Origin of the sequence: Psychrobacter sp. LFX-11D (assembly GCF_904846475.1) — a bacterium.
In the GTDB taxonomy this organism is placed as follows: Bacteria; Pseudomonadota; Gammaproteobacteria; order Pseudomonadales; family Moraxellaceae; genus Psychrobacter; species Psychrobacter cryohalolentis.
The window spans coordinates 258,639-281,957 of record NZ_CAJHAV010000002.1 but is presented as its reverse complement, the minus strand read 5'-3'; the positions used below and the strand labels follow the sequence as shown (position 1 = coordinate 281,957).

The 23,319-nt window shown below is 44.5% G+C and carries 17 protein-coding genes; 13 read left to right on the top strand and 4 right to left on the bottom strand.

What is annotated here, in order from left to right; translation table 11 throughout:
• Positions 1–109: 109 nt before the first annotated feature.
• Positions 110–1,090, bottom strand: coding sequence for an Hsp33 family molecular chaperone HslO (locus tag JMX75_RS02775; RefSeq protein WP_201530850.1), 981 nt, complete (start codon positions 1,088–1,090; stop codon positions 110–112).
• A gap of 565 nt (positions 1,091–1,655) precedes the next feature.
• Between JMX75_RS02775 and JMX75_RS02770 the strand changes: the two genes are divergently transcribed.
• The 11 genes from JMX75_RS02770 (at position 1,656) to JMX75_RS02720 (ending at position 15,786) form a co-directional block, all read left to right on the top strand.
• On the top strand, positions 1,656–2,648 hold the full coding sequence (locus JMX75_RS02770; RefSeq protein ID WP_201530848.1) for a glutamate/aspartate ABC transporter substrate-binding protein: 993 nt from the start codon (positions 1,656–1,658) through the stop codon (positions 2,646–2,648).
• 109 nt (positions 2,649–2,757) lie between these two features.
• On the top strand, positions 2,758–3,504 hold the full coding sequence (locus JMX75_RS02765) for an amino acid ABC transporter permease (protein ID WP_011512705.1): 747 nt from the start codon (positions 2,758–2,760) through the stop codon (positions 3,502–3,504).
• The gene (locus JMX75_RS02760) at positions 3,501–4,169 is read left to right on the top strand and encodes an ABC transporter permease subunit (RefSeq protein ID WP_011512706.1); all 669 of its coding nucleotides are present in this window, start codon (positions 3,501–3,503) and stop codon (positions 4,167–4,169) included. The genes JMX75_RS02765 and JMX75_RS02760 overlap by 4 nt, the downstream gene beginning before the upstream one ends.
• Before the next feature lie 183 nt (positions 4,170–4,352).
• Entirely contained in the window at positions 4,353–5,072 is a 720-nt protein-coding gene (locus JMX75_RS02755) for an amino acid ABC transporter ATP-binding protein (RefSeq protein ID WP_041753349.1), read from the top strand.
• Between the two features lie 178 nt (positions 5,073–5,250).
• A complete protein-coding gene (locus JMX75_RS02750; RefSeq protein WP_201530846.1) occupies positions 5,251–6,510 on the top strand; it encodes an NAD(P)/FAD-dependent oxidoreductase in 1,260 nt (419 codons plus the stop codon).
• Positions 6,511–6,851: 341 nt separating this feature from the next.
• Entirely contained in the window at positions 6,852–8,606 is a 1,755-nt protein-coding gene (locus JMX75_RS02745) for an AMP-binding protein (protein ID WP_201530844.1), read from the top strand.
• A 124-nt stretch (positions 8,607–8,730) separates the two neighbouring features.
• Positions 8,731–10,341 (top strand): carboxyl transferase domain-containing protein, encoded by a 1,611-nt coding sequence (locus JMX75_RS02740; RefSeq protein ID WP_201530843.1) that lies wholly within the window; start codon positions 8,731–8,733, stop codon positions 10,339–10,341.
• Positions 10,342–10,402: 61 nt separating this feature from the next.
• Complete coding sequence (locus JMX75_RS02735) at positions 10,403–11,209, top strand: enoyl-CoA hydratase/isomerase family protein (protein WP_201530841.1); 807 nt, start codon at positions 10,403–10,405, stop codon at positions 11,207–11,209.
• Between the two features lie 142 nt (positions 11,210–11,351).
• A complete protein-coding gene (locus JMX75_RS02730; RefSeq protein WP_201530839.1) occupies positions 11,352–13,466 on the top strand; it encodes an acetyl/propionyl/methylcrotonyl-CoA carboxylase subunit alpha in 2,115 nt (704 codons plus the stop codon).
• 14 nt (positions 13,467–13,480) lie between these two features.
• Positions 13,481–14,401 (top strand): hydroxymethylglutaryl-CoA lyase, encoded by a 921-nt coding sequence (locus JMX75_RS02725; RefSeq protein ID WP_265088665.1) that lies wholly within the window; start codon positions 13,481–13,483, stop codon positions 14,399–14,401.
• A gap of 197 nt (positions 14,402–14,598) precedes the next feature.
• Positions 14,599–15,786, top strand: coding sequence for an isovaleryl-CoA dehydrogenase (locus tag JMX75_RS02720; protein WP_133103779.1), 1,188 nt, complete (start codon positions 14,599–14,601; stop codon positions 15,784–15,786).
• Between the two features lie 231 nt (positions 15,787–16,017).
• Here the strand turns inward: JMX75_RS02720 and JMX75_RS02715 are convergent, their stop codons facing one another.
• A complete protein-coding gene (locus tag JMX75_RS02715; protein WP_201530837.1) occupies positions 16,018–16,746 on the bottom strand; it encodes a pantothenate kinase in 729 nt (242 codons plus the stop codon).
• A gap of 37 nt (positions 16,747–16,783) precedes the next feature.
• Positions 16,784–17,746, bottom strand: coding sequence for a biotin--[acetyl-CoA-carboxylase] ligase (locus JMX75_RS02710; RefSeq protein WP_201530835.1), 963 nt, complete (start codon positions 17,744–17,746; stop codon positions 16,784–16,786).
• A 213-nt stretch (positions 17,747–17,959) separates the two neighbouring features.
• On the opposite strand from JMX75_RS02710, the gene JMX75_RS02705 reads away from it, so the two are divergent.
• Positions 17,960–18,763, top strand: a complete 804-nt coding sequence (locus JMX75_RS02705) for a sulfite exporter TauE/SafE family protein (protein WP_201530911.1) — start codon at positions 17,960–17,962, stop codon at positions 18,761–18,763.
• Positions 18,764–18,766: 3 nt separating this feature from the next.
• Here JMX75_RS02705 and JMX75_RS02700 read toward each other — a convergent pair whose 3' ends face one another.
• A complete protein-coding gene (locus JMX75_RS02700) occupies positions 18,767–19,066 on the bottom strand; it encodes a DUF4298 domain-containing protein (protein WP_201530833.1) in 300 nt (99 codons plus the stop codon).
• 139 nt (positions 19,067–19,205) lie between these two features.
• Between JMX75_RS02700 and JMX75_RS02695 the strand changes: the two genes are divergently transcribed.
• Positions 19,206–23,162 carry an AAA family ATPase gene (locus tag JMX75_RS02695; protein ID WP_201530831.1) on the top strand — a complete coding sequence of 1,319 codons (3,957 nt, stop codon included), beginning with the start codon at positions 19,206–19,208 and terminating at the stop codon, positions 23,160–23,162.
• Positions 23,163–23,319 lie beyond the last annotated feature (157 nt).

Here is a 23,319-nt window from a genome sequence, read left to right as displayed (position 1 = left end):
TGTCGGCGTAGGCACAGCACGCCAGAAAAATTTATACCAGTACTGCGTTGGAATATAACGTATCTGTTTTATTTGGAATTGACTATACTTAAATCAATGAGATAAAAGACTACTCAGCAAAAATCGCTGCCACATCGTCTTTATTAAATTTATAAATCTCACCGCAGAATCCGCAATCCATCTCAAAGGTACCATTTTGCTCTGCAACGATATCCAATGCTTCTGTTTCGCCGATTTGCTCGATTGCCATTTCACACTTTTCACGTGAACACGTACAACCAAACGATAGCGAGATAGGCTCAGGAGCAACGACTTTTTCTTCATGATATAAGCGATACAAAATCTCATTGCTATCAAGCGTGGTCAATTCTTCTGCTTTCAGTGTACGCGTCAATACAGACAAGCGTATCCACAAGTCATCATCAATACCAGCATCTTCATTTTGCTCAACTTCGTAGGTTTCTTGAGCGGTACGCGGCAGCATTTGCACCAAGATGCCACCCGCTTGTAAACCGTCAGATGCCAAATTAATCAGCGTTGGAATCTGTGCCGATTGCTTTTGATAATGCGCCAAACAATCTGCCAAATTGTCATGGCTACGTTCAACAATACCTTGATATGGCTCGCCGCCATCCGGTTGGATATTGATAAATAATACGCCTTGACCAGTAGCGCCCAGTTCAGCAAACGCTTCTTTAGCATGCAGCATATTATTCCACGCTTGTACGTGCTCGTCAGTATCATCTTTCCAACTGGCAAGAGCGCGGATAATACCGTTTTGATCACATTCAGCCATCGCCCAATTCAGCAAACTATCGCTATCTGATGATTGCAATTGAATCGACAAGCGACCATTGATTTTAACAGTACCAATCAGCAAACTTGCAGCCGTCAACATCTCGCCGAGTAAGCGTTTTAGTGCTTCAGGATAAGGCTTTTGCGCAATGGTCGTCGCATAGCTACGCGATAAGCGCACCACATCACCGCGCACCGGAGAGTCTTCAATAAAAAAGCGTTGGCGAATGTCGTTATCTTGCATCAGATCAGTATTTTGTTCAGAGGCATTCGGAGTTTGGGTATCTTGGGTCATAGGTCATTTATAAGATTAAGAAGTTGCTAGCTTTATGGGGATAGATGCGGATTTATCAATCGTATCTATAGTAGATACACTTTTAAAAGAATACATTTAAAAGAATATATTGCCACTGGGATTAATTATTCGCAGACTCTGTCTGCGTAGGCACAGTCAGCAAGCAAAATTGATACCAGTAGACCTTATGATTTTTGTATTTCTTTTATTTAGGACTGACTATAGTAGATTGTTGACGTAAGAAATGACGTTTATAAAAAATGAATTTCTCTATTAGCCTTATCAAATACGTACCTATATTAATGACGTTAGAGCTTGTTTTATTTAGGGATTATTATCTTAGTTAAATTAAAAACCAAAAATAGTCAGCTGAGTAAAAAAAGTTTACCCTCGTCAGTCAATTTGTTGTACAGTAACATTAAGTTGCATAGTGATAAACAACAGCAACAGCACGGATGCATAGCAATAGGGCCCATAAACGCAAATTTATAGCGTTTTTCTACGGTTTCTATCGCACTTAAATGTCATTCCAATCTTGTGGCAATGTGATAAAAGGACATATCTCATGACTTACTTTCTTTCTACCTCTATATCTAAACCATTAACGTTAGTTGCCTTTATGGCTCTAGGTCTAGCAGGCTGTAACAACAATAGCCAAACCAGCAATGAGGCGACGCCAGCAGATGGAGCAACCACTGAGGCGACGGCAAATACCAACGGCACCTTAGATAAAATCAAAGAATCAGGCACCATCGTCGTCGGTCACCGTGATTCTTCTATTCCGTTCTCATACATCGCTGATGATCCAAATCAGCCGATCGGCTATGCTCATGATTTAGAGATGAAAGTGGTAGAAGCTGTCAAACAAAAGCTGAATATGCCAGATCTAAAAATCCGCTATAACCTTATTACCTCACAAACACGCATCCCATTAGTACAAAATGGTACAGTAGATTTTGAGTGTGGTTCAACGACCAACAATGAAGAGCGTCAGAAACAAGTCGCTTTTTCTAACGGCTTCTTTGAAATCGGTACGCGTTTATTGACTAAAAAAGATTCAGGTATCCAAGGTTTCGATGATTTAAAGGGTAAAACCTTGGTCACGACTGCAGGTACAACTTCAGAGCGTTATATTCGTGAATACAACGATGACAAAAAGATGGATATCAATGTCATCTCAGCAAAAGACCATGGCGAAGGTTTCTTGATGCTAGAGAATGGTCGTGCCGATGCCTTTATGATGGATGATGTATTGCTAGCAGGCGAAAAAGCCAAAGCAAAAAATCCAGATGAATGGGTCATTGTCGGTGAGCCACAATCGTTTGAGATCTATGGTTGTATGATGCGTAAAGACGATCCAGAATTTAAAGCCGTGGTCGATGAAGCACTAGCCAATGTCTTTAAGTCAGGCGAGATCAATAGCATCTATGACAAATGGTTCTTAAATCCAATTCCACCAAAAAATGTCAATCTAAAGTTTGAGATGTCAGATAACTTAAAAGCATTGATTGCCAATCCCCATGATAGCGATCAGCCAAAAGTAGCGACTGCGCAATAACGCTTCTTGTCCCTCAACATAGCATGCTTACGCGTTCAGATTGTTTGTCAAATAATTTGATAGCAGTCTGAAAGCGTGGGCTTTTTAACCGTTGCTCGGAGAGACAATTATGAATTATAGCTGGAACTGGGGTGTGCTCTTTGAGCAGACCGGTATCGGTAGCGAGCTGTATATCCATTGGATGATTACTGGTCTTGGCTGGTTGTTATTGATTGGCAGTATTGCATGGGCAATCGCCATGGTGGTTGGTACTATTTTTGGCATCATGCGTACCTTGCCGAATAAAGGTGCACGTGCTATCGGTACTGCTTATGTGACGTTTTTCCGCAATATTCCTTTATTGGTACAATTATTTTTTTGGTTTTATATCGCTCCAGGTTGGCTCACGCCATCCATACAAGAGTGGTGGTATAAAGACTTGTCTCCCAATACCTCAGCCATGCTGTCAGCCAGTATCGGTCTTGGTTTATTTACCGCAGCTCGTATTGTTGAACAAGTACGTACTGGTATCGAGTCACTACCTCAAGGGCAAATCAATGCTGCCTACGCACTTGGCTTTAGTATCCCGCAAGCCTATAAAGAAGTACTGCTGCCACAAGCGTTTCGGATTATCTTACCGCCGCTGAGCTCAGAGCTGACCAACTGCTTTAAAAACGCCTCAGTTGCGTCTTTGGTTGGGGTAATGGAGCTGATCAGTCAGACCAAAACCATCAGTGAATATACCCAAAACAGTCTTGAGATTTATACCTATGCGACCATTATTTATCTGGTGTTTAATCTGTCTTTAATTGCCATTATGGGGCTAATTGAACGTAAATTGCGTGTGCCTGGGCTAATTGCAGGGAGTCAAAAATGAATATGACCGAACTTGCAACTGCCTATCCCGGTTTGATGGGTGGCATGCTGACGACTTTAAAAGTATTATTTTTAGCAATTTTAGGCGGTCTCAGCTTAGGGACGGTATTGGCTTTGATGCGTTTGTCTGGTATCAAAGCACTTGAGATACCTGCAAAGCTATACGTCAATTATTTCCGTTCTGTACCATTGCTGCTCGTGCTGCTCTGGTTTTATTTTGCCGTACCGATGATTTATTTTTGGGTCGCTGGTAAATATCTGCAACTCGATACAGCCTTTACCTCGTGTGTAGTCGCTTTTATGATGTTTGAAGCGGCATATTTTTCAGAGGTGGTACGTGCGGGTATCCAATCTATCGGCAGTGGGCAGGTCAATGCTGCCAAAGCGCTCGGTATGACCTATGGGCAGACAATGCGCTTGATTATTTTGCCGCAGGCGTTTCGCAAGATGCTACCGCTGATTTTGCAGCAATGTATTATTTTATTCCAAGATACGACATTGGTTTTTGCGATTGGCTTGACGGATTTTTTCCGTGCCGCTTATGTACGCGGTGAGCTGATGGGTTTATTAACGCCCTATATATTAGGAGCAGGCGCTGTTTATTTTATTATCAGTTTGAGTGCCTCTATTGGCGTACAACAAGTACAAAAGCGTTTAAGATTCTAATGATCTTTAATAAATTCGTATCGAAACCTGTACGTTAAGAGCTATATTTAATAATGATGAAAATAATGTGGTTAGGAGCCAGTGATGAATGAGCCAGTAATGAATAATACTGACACGTATATAAATGAATTTGGCGGACTGGTCACTAACACTGGTCATGCAAGCGATGAAATCGTCATCCAAATGAGTGATGTGAGTAAATGGTATGGTGATTTTCAAGTATTGTCTGGCTGTAGTGCCCATGTGCATAAAGGCGATGTCGTCGTCGTTTGTGGTCCATCAGGCAGCGGCAAGTCAACCTTGATAAAAACGGTTAATGGGTTAGAGCCTTTTCAAAAAGGCGAGATTATGGTCAGCGGTATCTCCGTTGGCGCGCCAAAAACCAACTTGCCAAAATTACGTAGTAGTGTCGGTATGGTCTTTCAGCACTTTGAGCTGTTCCCGCATCTGACGATTGTTGATAATCTGACTGTCGCGCAAATCAAAGTATTGGGACGTAAAGAAGCGGAAGCCAAGCAAAAAGCCATGGCATATCTAGACCGCGTCGGACTAACGGCGCAAGCAGCAAAGTATCCAGCTGAGCTGTCCGGTGGGCAGCAGCAGCGTGTCGCGATTGCACGTGCGTTAGCAATGGATCCAGTGGCAATGCTCTTTGATGAGCCAACTTCAGCACTTGACCCTGAGATGATTCAAGAAGTGCTTGATGTCATGGTTGAGCTAACCCGTGAGGGCATGACGATGATGTGTGTTACCCATGAGATGGGCTTTGCCAGTCAGGTGGCCAATCGGATTATCTTTATGGATGAAGGTCATATCGTTGAAAACTGTAGCAAGGATGAGTTTTTTGAAAGCGCGAAAAGTGACCGCGCGCAAATGTTCTTATCAAAGATTCTCAATCATTAAAGCAGTCATTTAGAATTGATATATTTAGAGCACTTATTAATAGGTGCTTTTTTTATTGTAAGCGACTTTATAAACGCCTACGTGAGTGAATACCTGTTTACTGATACAATGGCAGCAACTATCATAAACAGCCACTATCATAAAAACAATATAATCTCTCATCTATCATGGAGTCAGTATGAGCACAGAAACTACATTTCCTATTACTACAGCAACAGACGCCAAAGGTATTGTCATCATTGGTGCAGGTTTAGCCGGCTGGCATGTCATTGATGCCATTCGTGCCAAAGACAAAGATGTGTCGATTACTTTAATCACCACAGACAATGGCGATCGTTATCATAAGCCGATGCTTACCATGGCAATCAGCCAAAACAAGCAGGCATCAGACTTGGTACGCGCGACTGGCGCTGATGCGGCAGAAGCGGCACAAGTGACCTTACTTGCCAATACGCAAGTCACGGACATTGATGCTGGTGCGCAAACGGTACAGCTTATCTCAGCGCTACGCTCAGATCCTGTTTATACCAATTATGCAACCATCAGCTATGACAAGCTGGTCTTAGCGATGGGTGCTCATCCTATTTTTCCTAATAGTTTGCCACAAGATTTGGTATGGCATGTCAATCATATTGAGCGTTTTGGGCAGTTGCAAGAAAAGCTAGCAGCGGGTAGTCAGCACGTGGCGATTGTCGGTGCGGGTATGGTAGGGACAGAGATTGCTGAGGACTTGCTCAAGGCAGGTCATGAGGTGACCTTAATTGATTTAAATGATGCGCCGCTATCGCAAATGCTACCGCCAAAAGCGACAGCTCGTATTGCAGAGGCCGTTAAATCACAGGGTATTAACTTTTTGGGCGGTTATCTGGTAACGGATGTTGTTCGTATTAGTGATGGTAATACAGCTGAAAACAATATTGGTAAGCTGCAAGTTAGCTATGAGCCATTTGCTTCTAATGCAGAAGATGCAGATGCTCAGTCATCTGAGATATTAATCGTTGATCATGTGATTGCCAGTACTGGTTTGACCGTTGATGGTAAATTGCCAACAGCAGCTGGGGTTGAGTTCAACCATCGCACTGGTATCGTGGTAGATGCGCCAACGCTGCGTACCAATACTGATAATATCTATGCGATTGGTGATTGTATGTCTATCAATGGCGTCGCCTGCCGTTATGTAGCGCCACTGCGTGCGCAGGCAGCAACGATTGCTGATGATGTATTAGGTTTAGAGCATAGCGGTTATGAGCATAAGCCACCGATGATTCGCTTAAAAAACAAAGCCATCTCAGTGATGGCCACGGGCGTGCCGCAAGCAAACGGCAACTGGCAAGTAACCACTGAAACTGAAGACGAGCTTATTATGAATTTACTCAATGATAATAATGAAGTCAGCGCGACCGTTACTATTAAGGCGCCGCCAATTGTATCAGTGTAGTAATTATCAAATTGCCTGTAATTTATGGTCTTAGTTTGTTAAACATGCATCATGTTTTTAAATTGAAGATACTCTAAAATTTAGTGCTAAAAAAAAGCCAGCCACCTATACATAGCGTGACTGGCTTTTTTGTGTCAAATATCTGCCATATTTTTATGCTATCTTCAATAAATCATTACCATTAGGTTCTAATTAAATGATACATATTGTATTACTATTATTGACAGCATTCGATTTAAGGCGGTATAGTAGCTAACGCTAGTCGAGACCTGTTCAAGGAAGAATGAATGGGTGGCAGGCGACTAATAAGTATTATAAAAAGTAAAACGAAAGGACTCGTTATGACTCAAAATATCCATTTTGATACCATTCTAAATAATATCCCCTCTATCAATATGGGCGCACGTTCGGCAAATGCGCCATTGACTCAAAGCTATGATAAAGGTCCTGATGTGCCGCTGATTGAAGCGACCATCGGTGATTTCTTTGATGCTATCGTCTCCAAATATCCTGAACGCGAAGCGCTGGTCGTCTGCCATCAAAATATTCGCTGGACATATCGTGAGTTGCAACAGCAAGTCAATCAGTTAGCGAGCAGCATGATTGAGATGGGGCTTGAGATTGGTGATCGTATCGGCATCTGGTCGCACAACAATGCTGAATGGCTTTTGATGCAATTGGCAACTGCCAAGGTTGGCATCATTTTAGTCAATATCAACCCTGCTTATCGTGTTTTTGAGCTGCAATATGCGCTAAATAAATTGGGCTGCTCGGCATTGGTGCTCATGCGCCATTTTAAAAGTAGTGACTATGCCAGTTTAATCCGTGAGATGTGTCCTGAGATTTACCACAAAAACTACACTCAGCTAGATTTGGTCGAGATTCCAACGATTGAGCGCATCATTTGGATTGATGAACCAAACAGCGATGAAGAGTTTGGGTTTATGCAGAAGTTTTCTGCATGGATGGCAGAAGGTGATGCCAATGATCCGCGTATCGCCGAGCGTCAAGCTCAGCTTAAAAATACTGATGCCATTAACGTACAGTTTACCAGTGGTACAACGGGCACACCGAAAGGCGCAACTTTAAGCCATCGTAATATATTAAATAACGGCTATTTCATCGGTGAAGCGATGAATTTCACTGAAGAAGATAGACTGTGTATTCCAGTGCCTTTATATCATTGCTTTGGTATGGTGCTTGGTAATTTAGCTATTCTTACTCATGGCGGTTGTATCGTTTATCCAAATGATGGCTTCGAACCATTATCGGTCTTAAAAGCCGTAGAAGATGAAAAATGTACGGGTCTACATGGCGTACCGACGATGTTTATCGCTGAGCTTGATCACCCTGAATTTAAAAATTTCGACTTATCGACCTTGCGTACTGGCATTATGGCAGGCTCTAGTTGTCCGATTGAGATCATGCGCCGCGTCATCGATGAGATGCACATGAAAGAGGTTACCATTGCTTATGGCATGACCGAGACCAGTCCAGTTTCTTGTCAGACTAATGAGCATACGCCACTTGATAAGCAAGTCTCGACCGTGGGACTCGTGCAGCCAGCGCTTGAAGTCAAAGTCATCGATACTGAAACTGGTGATATTGTGCCCTTAGGCGAAACTGGCGAGTTGCTCACCCGTGGTTATTCGGTGATGAAAGGCTATTGGGGCAGTCGCTTTAAAACGCGTGAAGCCATTCAAGATGGCTGGATGCACACCGGTGACTTGGCGACCATGGATGAAGATGGCTATGTCAAAATTGTCGGTCGTAGTAAAGATATGGTCATCCGCGGCGGTGAAAACATCTATCCGGTTGAAATCGAAAATTATCTATATCGTCATCCTAAAATCCGTGATGTGCAAATTGTTGGCGTTCCTGATGAAAAGTATGGTGAAGTATTGGCTGCTTGGATTATACCTAAAGAAGCTGGCAGCTTAACGGAAGAAGAAGTACGTCAATTCTGTAGTGAGCATATTGCTCATTATAAAGTGCCAGCCTATTATCGCTTTGTGACCGAATACCCAATGACCATCACTGGTAAAATTCAGAAATATAAAATTATTGAGCAGATGAAAGAAGAGTTAGGTTTATAAAAATTGAGCCGTTTTACTTCTTGTTTTACTAATAACTCATATTGGTAAAGACTAAAATAACCAGTAGTTAAAAAAAATCGCATAAAAAGCTACTCGCATTTACGCATTAAAGAAAAGGGATATCATGAGCGCTATCATAACCAGTAAACTGAGTCCAAATGCCGCTGAATTTCAGCAAAATAGTGCCGCCATGCAAGAGGTCGTCGATGACTTATATCAGCATCTGCGTAAAGTCGCCCAAGGTGGATCAGAGCGTGCGCGCGCCAAGCATTTAGCACGTGGTAAGCTATTACCTCGTGAGCGTGTCGAGCGTTTGCTTGATGTTGGTACGCCATTTTTAGAAGTAGCTCCGATGGCAGCGCACGATATGTATGGCGAAGATATTCCAGCGGCGGGCGTGATTGCTGGTATCGGTCGTATCAATGGCATCGAGTGTATGATTGTCTGTAATGATGCCACGGTAAAGGGTGGTACTTATTATCCAATGACGGTCAAAAAACATCTACGTGCCCAAGAAATTGCCCAAGAAAACAACTTGCCTTGTGTCTACTTAGTCGATTCTGGCGGTGCAAACTTGCCCAATCAGGATGAAGTATTCCCTGATAAAGAGCACTTTGGCCGTATCTTTTTTAATCAGGCCAATATGAGTGCTGCTGGCATTCCACAGATTGCAGTGGTTATGGGTAGCTGCACCGCTGGCGGGGCATACGTGCCAGCGATGAGTGATGAATCTATCATTGTTAAAGAACAAGGAACTATCTTTTTAGGTGGTCCGCCACTGGTCAAAGCCGCAACAGGTGAAGAAGTCACAGCAGAAGATTTGGGCGGCGGCGATGTACATACCCGTCTGTCGGGGGTGGTCGATCATTTGGCACAAAACGATACTCATGCGTTATCAATCGCGCGTAATATCGTTAGCCACTTAAACCGTTCTGCTAAACAGATTCCAAATCAAATAAAACCACGTCCACCGCGCTATGATGCTAAAGAACTATACGGCGTCATTCCAACTGATAAGCGTAAGCCATTTGATATTAGAGAAATTATCACTCGTATCGTCGATGACAGTGCCTTTGATGAATTTAAGGCGCGCTTTGGCACGACGTTAGTATGTGGTTTTGCTCATATCGAAGGTATGCCAGTTGGCATTATTGCCAATAATGGCATCTTATTTAGTGAATCTGCACAAAAAGGCACGCACTTTATCGAGCTGTGCTGTAAACGCAAAATTCCTTTGATATTCCTACAAAACATCACCGGCTTTATGGTCGGGCGTAAGTATGAGAACGAAGGTATTGCCCGTCATGGCGCCAAGATGGTGATGGCGGTAGCGAATGCTAAAGTACCAAAATTCACCGTTATTGTTGGTGGCTCATTCGGTGCGGGTAACTACGGTATGTGTGGACGTGCGTATAGTCCGCGCTTCTTATGGATGTGGCCAAATGCACGCATTTCTGTGATGGGCGGTGAGCAAGCAGCCTCAGTATTGGCAACCGTCAAGCGTGATAATTTTGACCGTAAAGGCGAAGCATGGAGTGATGAAGACGAAGCGGCATTTAAAGCGCCGATTCGTGAAATGTACGAAGAGCAAGGTCATCCTTATTATGCCACCGCTCGTCTATGGGATGATGGCGTGATTGACCCTGCTGATACCCGTAATGTGTTGGCATTAGCCCTTAGCGCGGCCCATAACGCGCCGATTGAAGAGACAAACTTTGGTGTCTTTAGAATGTAGCATTGAAAGGTATATCGCCAGTCATTTAGCGCTCATCAATACATAAAATATAGAGAAAGATATGCAACAAAATTTGAATCATTATAAAAGTCTATTGGTTAACGTTGAGCAGCATATTGCAACAGTAACCTTGAATCGCCCTCAGATACGTAACGCCTTTAATGATGAAATGATTGCTGAGTTGACCCATGCTTTCAAGACGCTTAGCGATGATGAGCAAGTACGCGTTATCGTTTTAGCGGCTGTAGGCAAAGCGTTCTGTGCGGGTGCCGATTTGAATTGGATGCGCGCCATGGCGGATTATAGCTATGAGGAAAATCTAGCGGATGCGGACAAATTGGCACAAATGCTCAAGACCATTTATGAGTGCCCAAAAGCAACGATAGCGGCGGTACAAGGGGATGTTTATGCAGGCGGCATGGGTTTGGTTGCTGTCTGTGATGTAGCTATCGCTGTAAGAATTGCCAATTTTTGTCTTAGCGAAGTGCGTCTGGGCTTAGCACCAGCAACCATTAGCCCTTATGTGATTAGAGCTTTAGGTGCCAGAGCCTCACAGCGTTATTTTCTCAGTGCGGAAGTATTTGATAGCAAAAAAGCCCGTCAGCTTGGTTTTATCCATGAGCGCGTTAGTGAAGAATGGCTGGATGAAGCGGTTGCTGCGTTCTGCGTCAAAGTGGTTAAAAACAGCCCTGAGGCCGTCAAAACCTGCAAGCGCTTATTGCATGAAGTCGCGGGCGCACCGATTACCGATGAACTAATCGCCGATACGGTCAAAGGCATCGCTGATATTCGTTCATCAGAGCAGGGTAAGGAAGGGGTGCAAGCATTTTTACAGAAGCGCCAACCTGATTGGCTAGCAGCAGAGTAGCAATAAAGAATAGAAATAAAAAATATATGCGCTAAATTGCCAATGAATAACAGAATAAATTTAGCGTAAACGGTCATACGTGAATATCATCCTACCGTTTGATTATTTATCAACGATAAAACGACAAGATACAGGGATAGTTATGTTTTCTAAAATTTTGATCGCCAACCGTGGTGAAATCGCTTGCCGAGTTGCCGCCACTGCCAAGCGTTTGGGTGTAAGTACCGTTGCGGTTTATTCTGATGCTGACTGTGAGGCTAAGCATGTGGCTGTCTGTGATGAAGCCGTATATCTAGGTGGTTCGGCTCCTAAAGACAGCTACCTAAAAGGCGATGCTATCATTGCCATTGCCAAAGAGACTGGCGCACAAGCGATTCACCCAGGTTATGGATTTTTAAGTGAAAACGCAGATTTTGCTCAAGCTTGTCAAGATGCAGGTTTGGTCTTTATCGGGCCATCTGCGGACGCTATCCGTGCCATGGGCGGAAAATCTGAGTCCAAACGTTTGATGGAAGCGGCTGGCGTGCCACTAATACCCGGCTACCATGGTGAAAATCAAGATGCGCAATTTTTGCAGCAGCAAGCCGATAGCATTGGCTATCCTGTACTGATTAAAGCCAGTGCTGGTGGTGGTGGTAAAGGTATGCGTATCGTTGAGCAGTCCAGTGACTTTATTGATTTATTAGAATCTTGTCGCCGTGAAGCGATTACCAGTTTCGGTAACGATCAAGTATTGGTCGAAAAATACGCATTGAAACCTCGCCATATAGAAATCCAAGTATTCGGTGATACGCATGGTAATTATGTCCATCTGTTTGAGCGAGATTGCTCGGTACAGCGTCGCCATCAAAAAGTATTAGAAGAAGCGCCGGCACCGGGTGTTGATGCAGAGATGCGTGAAGCGATGGGAACAGCGGCAATCGAAGCCGCTCGTGCGGTCAATTATTTTGGCGCAGGTACGGTTGAGTTCATCGTTGAGCAGCGCGAAGGTTCGATGAACTTTTATTTTATGGAAATGAATACCCGTCTGCAAGTTGAGCATCCGGTCAGTGAAGCTATCTCTGGCGTCGACTTGGTCGAATGGCAGCTATTGGTCGCGGCAGGTTTGCCATTGCCGAAAAAACAGGACGAGCTGACTATCAACGGTCATGCGATTGAAGCACGTATTTGTGCTGAAAATCCTGATAATGGGTTTCTGCCAGCAACGGGCACTTTATTTACTTATCAAAAACCTGACCACAGTACCTTTGTCATTAATAAGAACAGCACTGATGTGCGTATCGATGACGGTGTACGCGAAGGCGATGTCATTAGCCCGTTTTATGACTCTATGATTGCAAAGCTTATCGTTCATGCACCTACTCGCGAGCAAGCATTAGCCAAGCTCGATCGTGCACTCGCTCAAACGCGCATCGTCGGTCTGCCAAATAACGTCGCATTTTTGCGCTATATTCTTAATACGGAATCGTTTAGCCAAGCCAATCTTGATACCGCGTTGATTGAACGTGAGCGTGAGCAGCTGTTTGATCAGCATCCGCTTGAATTATCGACGCTTACGGTTACTGCTATTGCGCAGCAGCTTGCTAGTGAAGCGAAAACGCAAGGGTCAGATCCGTTTAGCAAGCCTACGGGTTTCCGTGCCTTTAGCGATTATACGCGCTCGTTTAGCTTAGTTTATAATGAGCAATCTTATAATGCTCGTATTAGCAACTGGCGCAATGCAAATTGTTCAGATAACAAAAAGGGCAGCGATAACCTCAGTAGCTTTACGCTAGTTATTGGGAAAGAAGTTGCTAAGACTCAAGATAATAGCAACGCTAATGTAGCTGCCCAGACAGAAACTGTCTATGAAGCTCAAGTCAGCTATAGCAGTATTGACGCACACAATCATACTCTATGGTTAGATGGTGCTCGTATCAACGCCCAAAGCTGGACAAACCATGAGACCGTCTATGTCTTTACTGATAACGGGCGTGATGAAATCACCCTTGTTGATATCATGGCGCACGTCGGCGAAGAGAATGCGGCGGTCGGTAGCTTAAAGTCGCCAATGCCAGGGCAAGTCGTGGCCTTCAAAGTTGCCGTCGGTGATACGGTGAAAAAAGGCGAGCCATTGGCTGTCATTGAAGCGATGAAAATCGAACATACTATTACGGCACCGACAGATGGCGTGGTTGTAGAATTATTATTCGCCGCAGGTGACTTGGTTGCTGATGGTGGTGAGCTGCTGCGTATTGATAGCCAAGAGAATCAGTAAAAAGGACAATCTGTATGAGTATCTCGTACCCAAAACACGTCACCATCGTTGATGTTAGCCCACGTGATGGGCTACAAAATGAATCAATGACGGTACCGACTGCGGTTAAGCAAAGGCTTATCAACGATTTGATTGCCGCAGGGGTTAAAAAGCTTGAGGCTACTAGCTTTGTATCGCCTAAATGGGTACCGCAAATGGGCGACAATAGCACGCTGTTAGAGGCACTTGCAGCGACACGTCACAGTGATGTGAGCTATTCGGTGTTGGTGCCGAACATGCGTGGTTTTGAAAATGCTATCGTGCATCGTCCTGATGAGATTGTTATCTTTGGCTCAGCAAGCGAAACCTTTAGCCAAAAGAATATTAACTGTAGTATCGATGAAAGTATTGAGCGTTTCGCGCCCGTTGCCGCTGCGGCTAAAGCGCAAGGAATCAAGGTGCGCGGCGTTATCTCTTGTACTGTCGGCTGCCCTTATGAAGGCGAGATCGACCCAAGCCAAGTAGCTTACGTGACTAAGCGCTTGGTTGAGATTGGCTCAGAGCAGATTGGCATTGCTGATACCATTGGTGTTGGTACGCCGCTCAAAGTACAGCGTGCGTTACAGGCTACACTTGAATATGCTGATATCAGCATGTTATCGGGGCATTTCCATGATACCTATGGTCAAGCGCTCAGCAACACATTAGCGGCACTACAAATGGGCGTCAGTGAATTTGATACTTCAGTCGCTGGACTTGGCGGCTGTCCGTATGCCAAAGGCGCAACGGGCAATGTCGCCACCGAAGACGTCGTCTATATGCTGCATGGTATGGGTATCAGTACTGGCATTGATTTGGATAAATTGGTCGTGGCTGGTGAGCGTATCAGTGAGTTTTTAGGTCGTCCTAATGGCTCAAACGTGGCACGTGCTTTAATTAACAAACATCAGTCTTAACTAATTTCATTAAGAATATAGTTAGTCATAAGCTAAATGAATAGATAGATAGGTTTATGGCTGGGACAAATTTTTTGAAGCCTCTGGAGTGACGAAGTCGCACAGCAAGCGAGGAAAATTTGTCCCAGCTATATCATCTATTTTTAAATTGACACAGCGCTAGTAAAAAATTAAACATCAAAATACAAGGAATGGTTATGAGTTTACCTGGATTGAATTTTCAGCTTGGCGAAGATATCGATGCCTTACGTGATATGGTACAACAGTTTGCGGCTAATGAAATAGCCCCACGTGCTGCTGAGATTGACAGTAGCGATGAGTTCCCAATGGATTTGTGGCAAAAGATGGGTGATATTGGTCTACATGGCATCACCGTTCCTGAAGAGTATGGTGGCTCTGACATGGGTTATGTCGCGCATATGGTCGCGATGGAAGAGATTAGCCGTGCTTCTGCCTCTGTGGCACTTAGCTATGGTGCACATTCTAATCTGTGTATCAATCAGCTCAAACGTAACGGCAGTGAAGCACAAAAACAAAAATATCTGCCAAAACTCATCAGTGGTGAATTCATAGGCGCACTAGCCATGAGTGAAACCGGTGCAGGCTCAGATGTGGTCAGCATGAAGCTAAAAGCCGAAGAAAAAGACGGTCATTATGTGCTAAATGGTAGCAAAATGTGGATTACCAATGGTCCTGATGCTGATGTGATGGTGGTTTATGCCAAAACCAATCCTGAGCTGGGTGCTAAAGGCATGACGGCTTTTATCGTTGAAAAAGGCATGGAAGGCTTTGGTACGGCACAGAAGCTCGACAAACTAGGTATGCGCGGTAGTCATACTGGTGAAATGACCTTTAATAATGTTGAAGTACCTAAAGAGAATATCTTAGGCGGCTTAAACGAAGGCGTTAAAGTTTTAATGAGCGGTCTTGATTATGAGCGCGCGGTATTAGCCGCAGGTCCTATTGGCATCATGCAGGCGGTGATGGATAACGTCGTCCCTTATATCCATGACCGTAAGCAGTTCGGTCAAGCCATCGGTGAGTTTCAGTTAATCCAAGGTAAAGTTGCTGATATGTATACCATCTTGCAAGCAGGGCGCAGCTTCTTATATACCGTTGGTAAAAATCTCGATATGCTAGATCAACGCGGTGCCGGTCATAGCCGTGAAGTGCGTAAAGACTGCGCCAGTGTGATTTTATGGTGTGCCGAAAAAGCCACTTGGATGGCAGGTGAGGGCATTCAAATCTTTGGTGGTAATGGCTATACCAACGAGTATCCACTCGGTCGTTACTGGCGCGATGCCAAGCTTTATGAGATTGGCGCGGGTACCAGTGAGATTCGCCGTATGCTAGTCGGTCGTGAATTGTTTAACGAGACTAAGTAAGAATTATTGAGTGTTCATTAGATATTAAGTTCAAAATAAAATGGATACATTAATATCCTCGTGCTAATGAGCTAAATTTTTCTTGCGTGCTGTTCGCAGGCGTGACAGAGTCTGCGAATAGCTCATCCCTTTAGCACTCTATATTGGTCTCAAATCAAATAGACATAAAAAAGCAGGACGTTTTAAGCGTCCTGCTTTTTTAATTTCTAGCTTATAAAATTTTTTCAGTTATCATGCCTGTTTACTATGATCAAAATAGCGCGCAAGACCATTTAATAATAAATCGTCACGCAGGCGCACTGGGCGGTTGACGTGTTGGGCGATAATAGCTGCATCACCGCCAGTCATGATCACTTCAAAGTTGGGATGACGTGTGCTAATCTCGTTAATAGCACCAACGATGGACAATAATATCCCACGATGGACCGCATCTTGCGTGGTGGTGCCCTGACTGACGCTATCAAAAGTACCGTTAGAGATGGTGATTTGCTTGGTACCAGAAAATAGCGACTCGCGCTGAAGATAAATACTAGGGAAAATATAACCGCCTAAATGCTCAGCATGGTCAATCAAATCAATGGTCACCGCCGTACCACAACCTATCACACATTGACGTTTGGTTCTATCCACTGCGCCGAGCATTTGTAGCCAGCGATCACAGCCGAGCTGCTCATCATTATAAGTGCTTTTCATCAGCGGATAATTGGCATCGACGTGGACAAATTCAAACGGGATATTAAGGCGACTGAGCGTTTCTGAAACTTTGACATTAAGATCATCGCCGAGCACCGATGAGATACCGATAAAGTCAGGGGCATAACGCTCAAAGCGGTCGGTCAAACCCATGAGTAATTCGGCAGGTGCTTGCAAATGTTGCTTGGCATCATGTGAGACTATCTGTCCGATATCATCAGTCAGCCAGTATTTAAGGCGGGTGTTGCCGAGATCAAGCCAGAGCATAAAATTCCCTTTAGATAGAGCGCATTCAGTAAATGCTTTAAGCGTTATCAATAACGTCGATGCGTCCGGTAAAAAGCGCAGAAATATTACCGTTATCTTGGCGTAATTGCAAACATCCATGTGTATCAATACCGCAAGCATAGCCAGTGAGGATCTCTGTTTGACCGTTGTGCTCTTGGCTAATACGTAAGCGCCATCCTGCTAGTGCATCCATTGAGTCAAATTGCTGCAAAAAGCTGTCTAAATTATAGGTTTGACCAGTTGGTTTTTCTAACCCTAAATGCTCAAAGCGTGTCATTGCTGCCATTAATGCTTTGCTCATTTGTTGATAAAGCTCTCGTATACTTGGCAGCGTACTTGCTGGTTTATCTGGCGCTAGCAGCTGCTCGATATCTTGTAAGCTAATGGCTTGATAGCTCATACCTTCGCAGGTTTGGGCAGTAAGCTTGGGAGTTGCTTGTACATTAAGACCAACTCCCATCACCACGCCGACCAATTTGCCCGCTTGGGTAACTGGCTCAATTAATATACCAGCCAGTTTGCTAAATTGAATAATTTTCGTGCTTGATACGGCTTCATCCGTTACAGAGAAAGATTGATAAAAACCCAAATCATTCGCCCATTTTACCCCTATAGGTGTTAAACCTTGGTTAGCTAGTTGTGCATTTAATGTTTGAATAACAGGCATTTTTGCCAGCTCAATACCGATTATTAACGATAATAAACCGCTAATCGGCATATGTACTGGATAGTATAACGATAGATAAACATTGCCACGTGGTGATTGCCATGAACGCCCATGTTGTCCACGACCTGCGCTTTGGGTTTCGGCAGTCAGTAAATGCATTTCATGGGCATTGAGCGTGCCATCCTGTACCGCTATGATAAGCTCGCTGTTGGTCGAGATGCTGCTAAATAGGTGCCGATGGTTAAGCTCTGGCAAATGAGTAAGCAGGTGAGACTTAGAGTCGCAGTCAGATAAAGAGTCGAGTGGCAGCATACGTTTTTTCGCTTTGGTTAATAGAGCAAAGGTGATAAATGTGGCAAGAGAATTTTTTGATATACTGAGCGATGGTCACAAATATTCAATACAGAGTAGATAGGATAAAGGTCAGTATACGATTTGGCAAATGCAATTAAGCGTATGATAAGTAAGTGCTGAAAAGATAAAGTAATCTAGTAAAAAGAAGCAGGATAAAAGGCTAATTCGATGATGTTATATGTATGGTTTGTGATTGCAGGGGCGTTTGCTGGCGTCAGCGCCGGCTTGTTTGGCGTCGGTGGCGGTATGATTATCGTACCAGCATTGGTCTGGATTTTTGCGGCTTATAATTTTCCTCCTGAAGTAATCACGCATTTAGCTATTGGTACCTCACTTGCAACTATTGTTGTAACCTCAATCAGCTCAATGACAGCCCACAATAAGCGCGGCGGTGTACGATGGGAAGTATGGCGCAAGATGGCGTTGGGCTTGGTCATCGGCAGTCTGGTTGGGGCAGGCATTGCCGATATGATTGACGGTAAGGTATTGCAAGCGATTATCGGTGTCGGTGCTTTATTGGTCGCTTTAAAGATGTTCTTCTTCTCCAATAAAGAGCAGTTGGGCAAACCATTACCGTCGGTTGGTGTGCAGTTTGGCGCGGGTACGGGCATTGGTATGGCGTCCTCTATTTTTGGGATTGGCGGCGGTAGCTTGACCGTGCCATTTTTAAACTGGGCAGGGCTACCGATGAAGCAATCGGTCGGTACGTCTGCCGCTTGTGGTTTACCTATTGCATTGGCTGGCGCAGCAGGGTTTGCGTGGTTTGGTCAAGATGTGGTTAATCTGCCCGAAGGTACGATAGGCTTTGTCCATATCACAGGATTCTTATGTATTTCCGTTGCTAGCTTTGCGATGGCAAAGGTCGGTGCCAAACTTGCCCATGTATTACCTGCGCTCACGCTTAAGCGTGCCTTTGGCATATTATTGTTATTTGCGGGTGGACAGTTATTGTTAAGTGGGATCGGGGTAATTTAGGTTTTACTTCCTATCAATCGCATCTAGCCCTAAACGCATCCACTTTCTTGCTAGCTCATCATGGTCGCTGAGCATACTCCATAGCGCATCTTCACTAAATATAGAGTGCTCTTTACCCGAATGCTCAATGGGCAGATCCGCTTCACGATCCGCCATCCATTGTGGATTAAGATAGTAATCTTTTAACTCGTTTAGCAATGCTTCAGCTTGCAAAAACTGCTGTTGCGCTTTGAGCTGCTGGCGGTATAGTTCGCACCATTGCTCATATTTTTGCTGCAATTCTTGCGGATTATAGTTAGTCATTTTAATTCTCTTGATTTTTAGTGTTTAAATTAATGATATTGACTTTAAGCCATATTATAGCGTCCCTCATAAACCCTAAAAATTTAGCACAATTTGAGGTAGAATAGCCGCCTGTTTTCGCCATATTTACTGATTATTCATGCGTCTAAAATCTCTCAAGCTGGCAGGCTTTAAATCCTTTGCCAATCCTACCACTTTTACCTTCCGCCATGGCATCACCGCCATTGTCGGGCCAAATGGCTGCGGCAAATCCAACGTCATCGATGCCATTCGCTGGGTGCTGGGTGAGACCTCTGCCAAGCAATTACGCGGCGGGGCGATGAGTGACGTTATCTTTGCTGGTACGCAAGATAAAGCCGCCAAAAGTGCCGCCAGCGTTGAGCTGACTTTTGAGCATACGCAAGACGAGCAGACGGGTATTCGCCATGAGTTTAATTTATATCAAGAGTTATCCGTTCGCCGTCAGGTAAATTTGGAAGGGCGCTCAGATTATTTTATCAATGGCACGCGCTGCCGTCGTCGTGATGTGGTCGATGTATTCTTGGGTACGGGTCTTGGCGCGCGCAGTTATGCTGTCATCGAGCAGGGTATGATTGGGCGTATTGTTGAATCTAGCCCACTGCAGCTACGTGAATTTATCGAAGAGGCGGCAGGGGTTTCGCGCTATCAAGCCCGCCGTGAAGAAACGCAAAAGAAGTTAGAAAAAACTAAAGACAATTTGGCACGTCTGCACGATATGCAAAGCGAGCTGGTCAGCCAACAAAAGCGCTTGTCTAAGCAAGCCGCCAGTGCTGAGCGTTATGAAGAGCTGGCGTTAACGCTTGCTGATATTAAACAACAACTTGCCACTCAACAATTATATCAAGCCAAACATAATCAGCAGCAGCAGAAAATCGCTCATGAGCGTAGTGCCACTGAGGTTGCAACCTTACAAGCCGACTATGAGACTCTAAAAGCCAAACAAGATAAGCTTGCGGCATATATCAATCAGGAGCAATGGCTCAAAGACGATGCCCAAAGCAACCATTATCAACAGCAGCTAAGCTACCAACAAGCAGAGCACCAGCTCAGTGATGCAAAGTCACAGCTGACCACCATTGAGCAGCAACTTGCCAGTTTAGAGCAGCAGCGTCAGCAAGCAGTCGATGAGATTGAGCGCTTAAAATCTGATGAAGCTGAGCAGCAGAAGGTGCTAGAATTATTGCGTCCGAAGCTTATTGAATTAACGCATAAACGTGACACGCATAAACGCAACGAGCAACCGTTGCAGCGCGCCTACCATGACGCGCAAAATCAGCTGTCACGCCTGCAAGATACTGCGCGTACTCTTGAGCAGCAGCAAGCGATTAATAGCCAAGCGCAAAAACGGCAGCAGCAAAATCATGATAAATGGCAGCGCCGCCAACAAAATTGGCAAAATCTCTGGCAGCAATTACAACAGTCTGTATCTTTAAATAATAGTGCTGACGAGCAAGAGCCGGCTGAGGCGAACAATTTACAGCACACATTAGATACGCAAGTGACTGAGCTAAATAAACAGCTGCAACAGATTGAGCGTCAACAAGATAGCGTTGATGAACGTCTGTCAGAGCTACAACCGCAAGCGCATGATTTACAGCAGCGTTTAAACATGCAGCAGCGCGAGTTAAGTGAATTTGAAAAACGTCATGCCATATTGGCAAGTGAGTACGATACTTTACATCAAATATTACATCCTAAACCTATTCCAAAATCGCAACCGCTTGTTCATGCAAAAACTGCCGATGTTAAAGGTGATTTAGAAAGCGAAATAGTCAGCGACTATAACCAATTGACCATTATCACCTTGCGCGAGCAGATTGAGCTAAGCGAGAAAGGCAAACAACATGCGCAATTACTCGATAGCGTATTGGCGTTGTGGTTGGATAGTCATGTATTGGTTTGCAATCAAACCATGCAGCCAAGCATTGATAACGCGAGCGATGATTCTGAGAAACCACACAGCTTATGGCAAGCGCTTAAGCAGGACTTAACAGCTTTATTTACTTATCGGACTGCGCAAAATGCGCATAGTAGTACGAAAGAGAAGTTACTAGTAGAAACTAGTCACAGCTTATGGTTATCTACAAAGCAAAATGAGGCAAATACAAAACCATTTATCAGTAAATTGCCAGATACTCTAAGTGATAAAGTACTACCTCTATCAGAGCTGATTAGCGCGCCGAACTTAGCGCTTTGGCAGCAATGCTATTTATATATTGCGCAACCTGAGACAAATAATCAGCAGACTCTTGATACTCTCACTGATATTTTAAAAGTATTGCCATCATCAGCCATTTTGCTAACGTCTGATGGCTGGCTCATTAGTCGTCAGGGGACGATTAATCTAAGCAGGTTTGCTGGCGCGCAAAATGGTCAAAACGATAGCAATAGTCAATTTTTAACTCAGCGTTTACAGCAGCGCAGCCGTCTGCAAGTGTTAGAAGAGTTGCTTGATGAATTTGAAGCCAAAATCCAAAATCAGCAAAAGGCTATTGCTAATAACCAGCGTAACTATGATGCACTAACGGTTAGCTTAGAAGAAACCCGTGCGCAAGCTGAGCAATTGACCCGTGACCAGTATAAGTATCAGCAGCAGCTCACTACTCAACGCGCTAATGCTGAGCGTCTACAAGCGGACAGCCAACGCTTAAGCGCTGATAAAATATCCCTTGAGCAAGAGCAACAAGAGCTAGAGCAAGAGCAACAAACGCTTAATAATGAGCTACAGAACATCCAAAGCGAAATAGCGGCGCTAACGCCACAAATCACCGATGCTCGAGCGACAACGCAGCAATTACAAGCTGAGCGCAGTGAGTTAAGTCGCACCCGTCAGGCAGACGATGATGATTGGCAAGCATTGCAGCTGCGTATCCAGCAGAGCGAGATACGTGTAGAACATAGTGCTAGCAGCCTTGGGCGTGTGACCGAGCAACACGATAAGTCACTGCAAAGCGAGAAAATTTTACAGACAAATTATGAACAGCAGCAAAGTAAGCTGCCAGCATTGCAAGCAGCATTGCAAACAGTGCAAAAGGCGCGCGATGAGCAGCAAGCATTATTAACAGGGCGCGAGACAGCATTAACGGCACTTAAGCAAGAGTATAATCAGCAGCAGGTCGAGCTAGATACCCTGCAACATAAATTGCAAACTCAACAAAGTGAGCTTGCTCGCCTCGCCACTGAGCTGGCACTAAGCGCGGCGAGGTTAGAGGATGCTAGCAGCCATACGCAAGAAGCGCTAGATGCGTACTCTAATGCGAGTCATAAATATAAAGCGCAGTCGGATATATCTCAGCAGCCACAGCATCAGCAACAAGTGATGAGTGTCTCAAACTTATTGGCAGATTTTATCGCTCATGATCGCCGTGTGCGTCCAGACAAAATTGCTGAGCTTGAGACTGAGCGTAACAAGCTTGAGCAGCAATTAAGCAAAATTGGCGCAGTTAATCTCGCCGCGGTGGCAGAATTAGCTGAGGTTAATGAACGTTTAGAGCCACTGGCGCAGCAGACCGCAGATATTGCTGCCAGTATGCAGACATTGACTGAAGCAATTGCCTCGATTGATGAAACGACCAAGACATTATTTATGCAGACACTTGATGCGGTCAATAATGAGCTTGCTAACTTATTTGCCAAAGTCTTTGGCGGCGGGCAAGCAAGCTTAACCCTAAATACTGAGGATATGTCTGCTAATGCGCCAAAATCAGAACAGTGGCGGGCGGGGCTGACTTTGATGGCACAGCCGAAAGGTAAGCGTAATAGTCGATTAGCCGTACTCTCAGGCGGTGAAAAAACCCTGACCGCGCTGAGCTTAATTTTTGCGATATTTAAGCAGCATCCTGCACCATTTTGTGTGCTTGATGAGGTTGATGCGCCGCTTGATGATGCCAACGTCGCTCGTTTTACCAGTCTCATTCATGAATTAGCAGACGATTTGCAGTTTATCTTTATTAGCCATAATAAATTAACCATGCAAATTGCTGATGAATTAAAAGGTGTTACCATGCCAAGCGCAGGGATTTCTACCTTGGTCAGCGTATCGCTCGATGAAGCAGCACTTTATATTGCTGAATAGCAAAAATAGTGATAACTGACAGCGATTGTCAGTGGTATAGTTAGGGGTCAGGGCAGAAGGTCACGCAAGTGTGTCAGCCTCACGGTAAACGATGACTATATGGTGACGATGTTAATTAGCCATGCTAGACTATTGCCATTTATTCCCTCTTATGTAT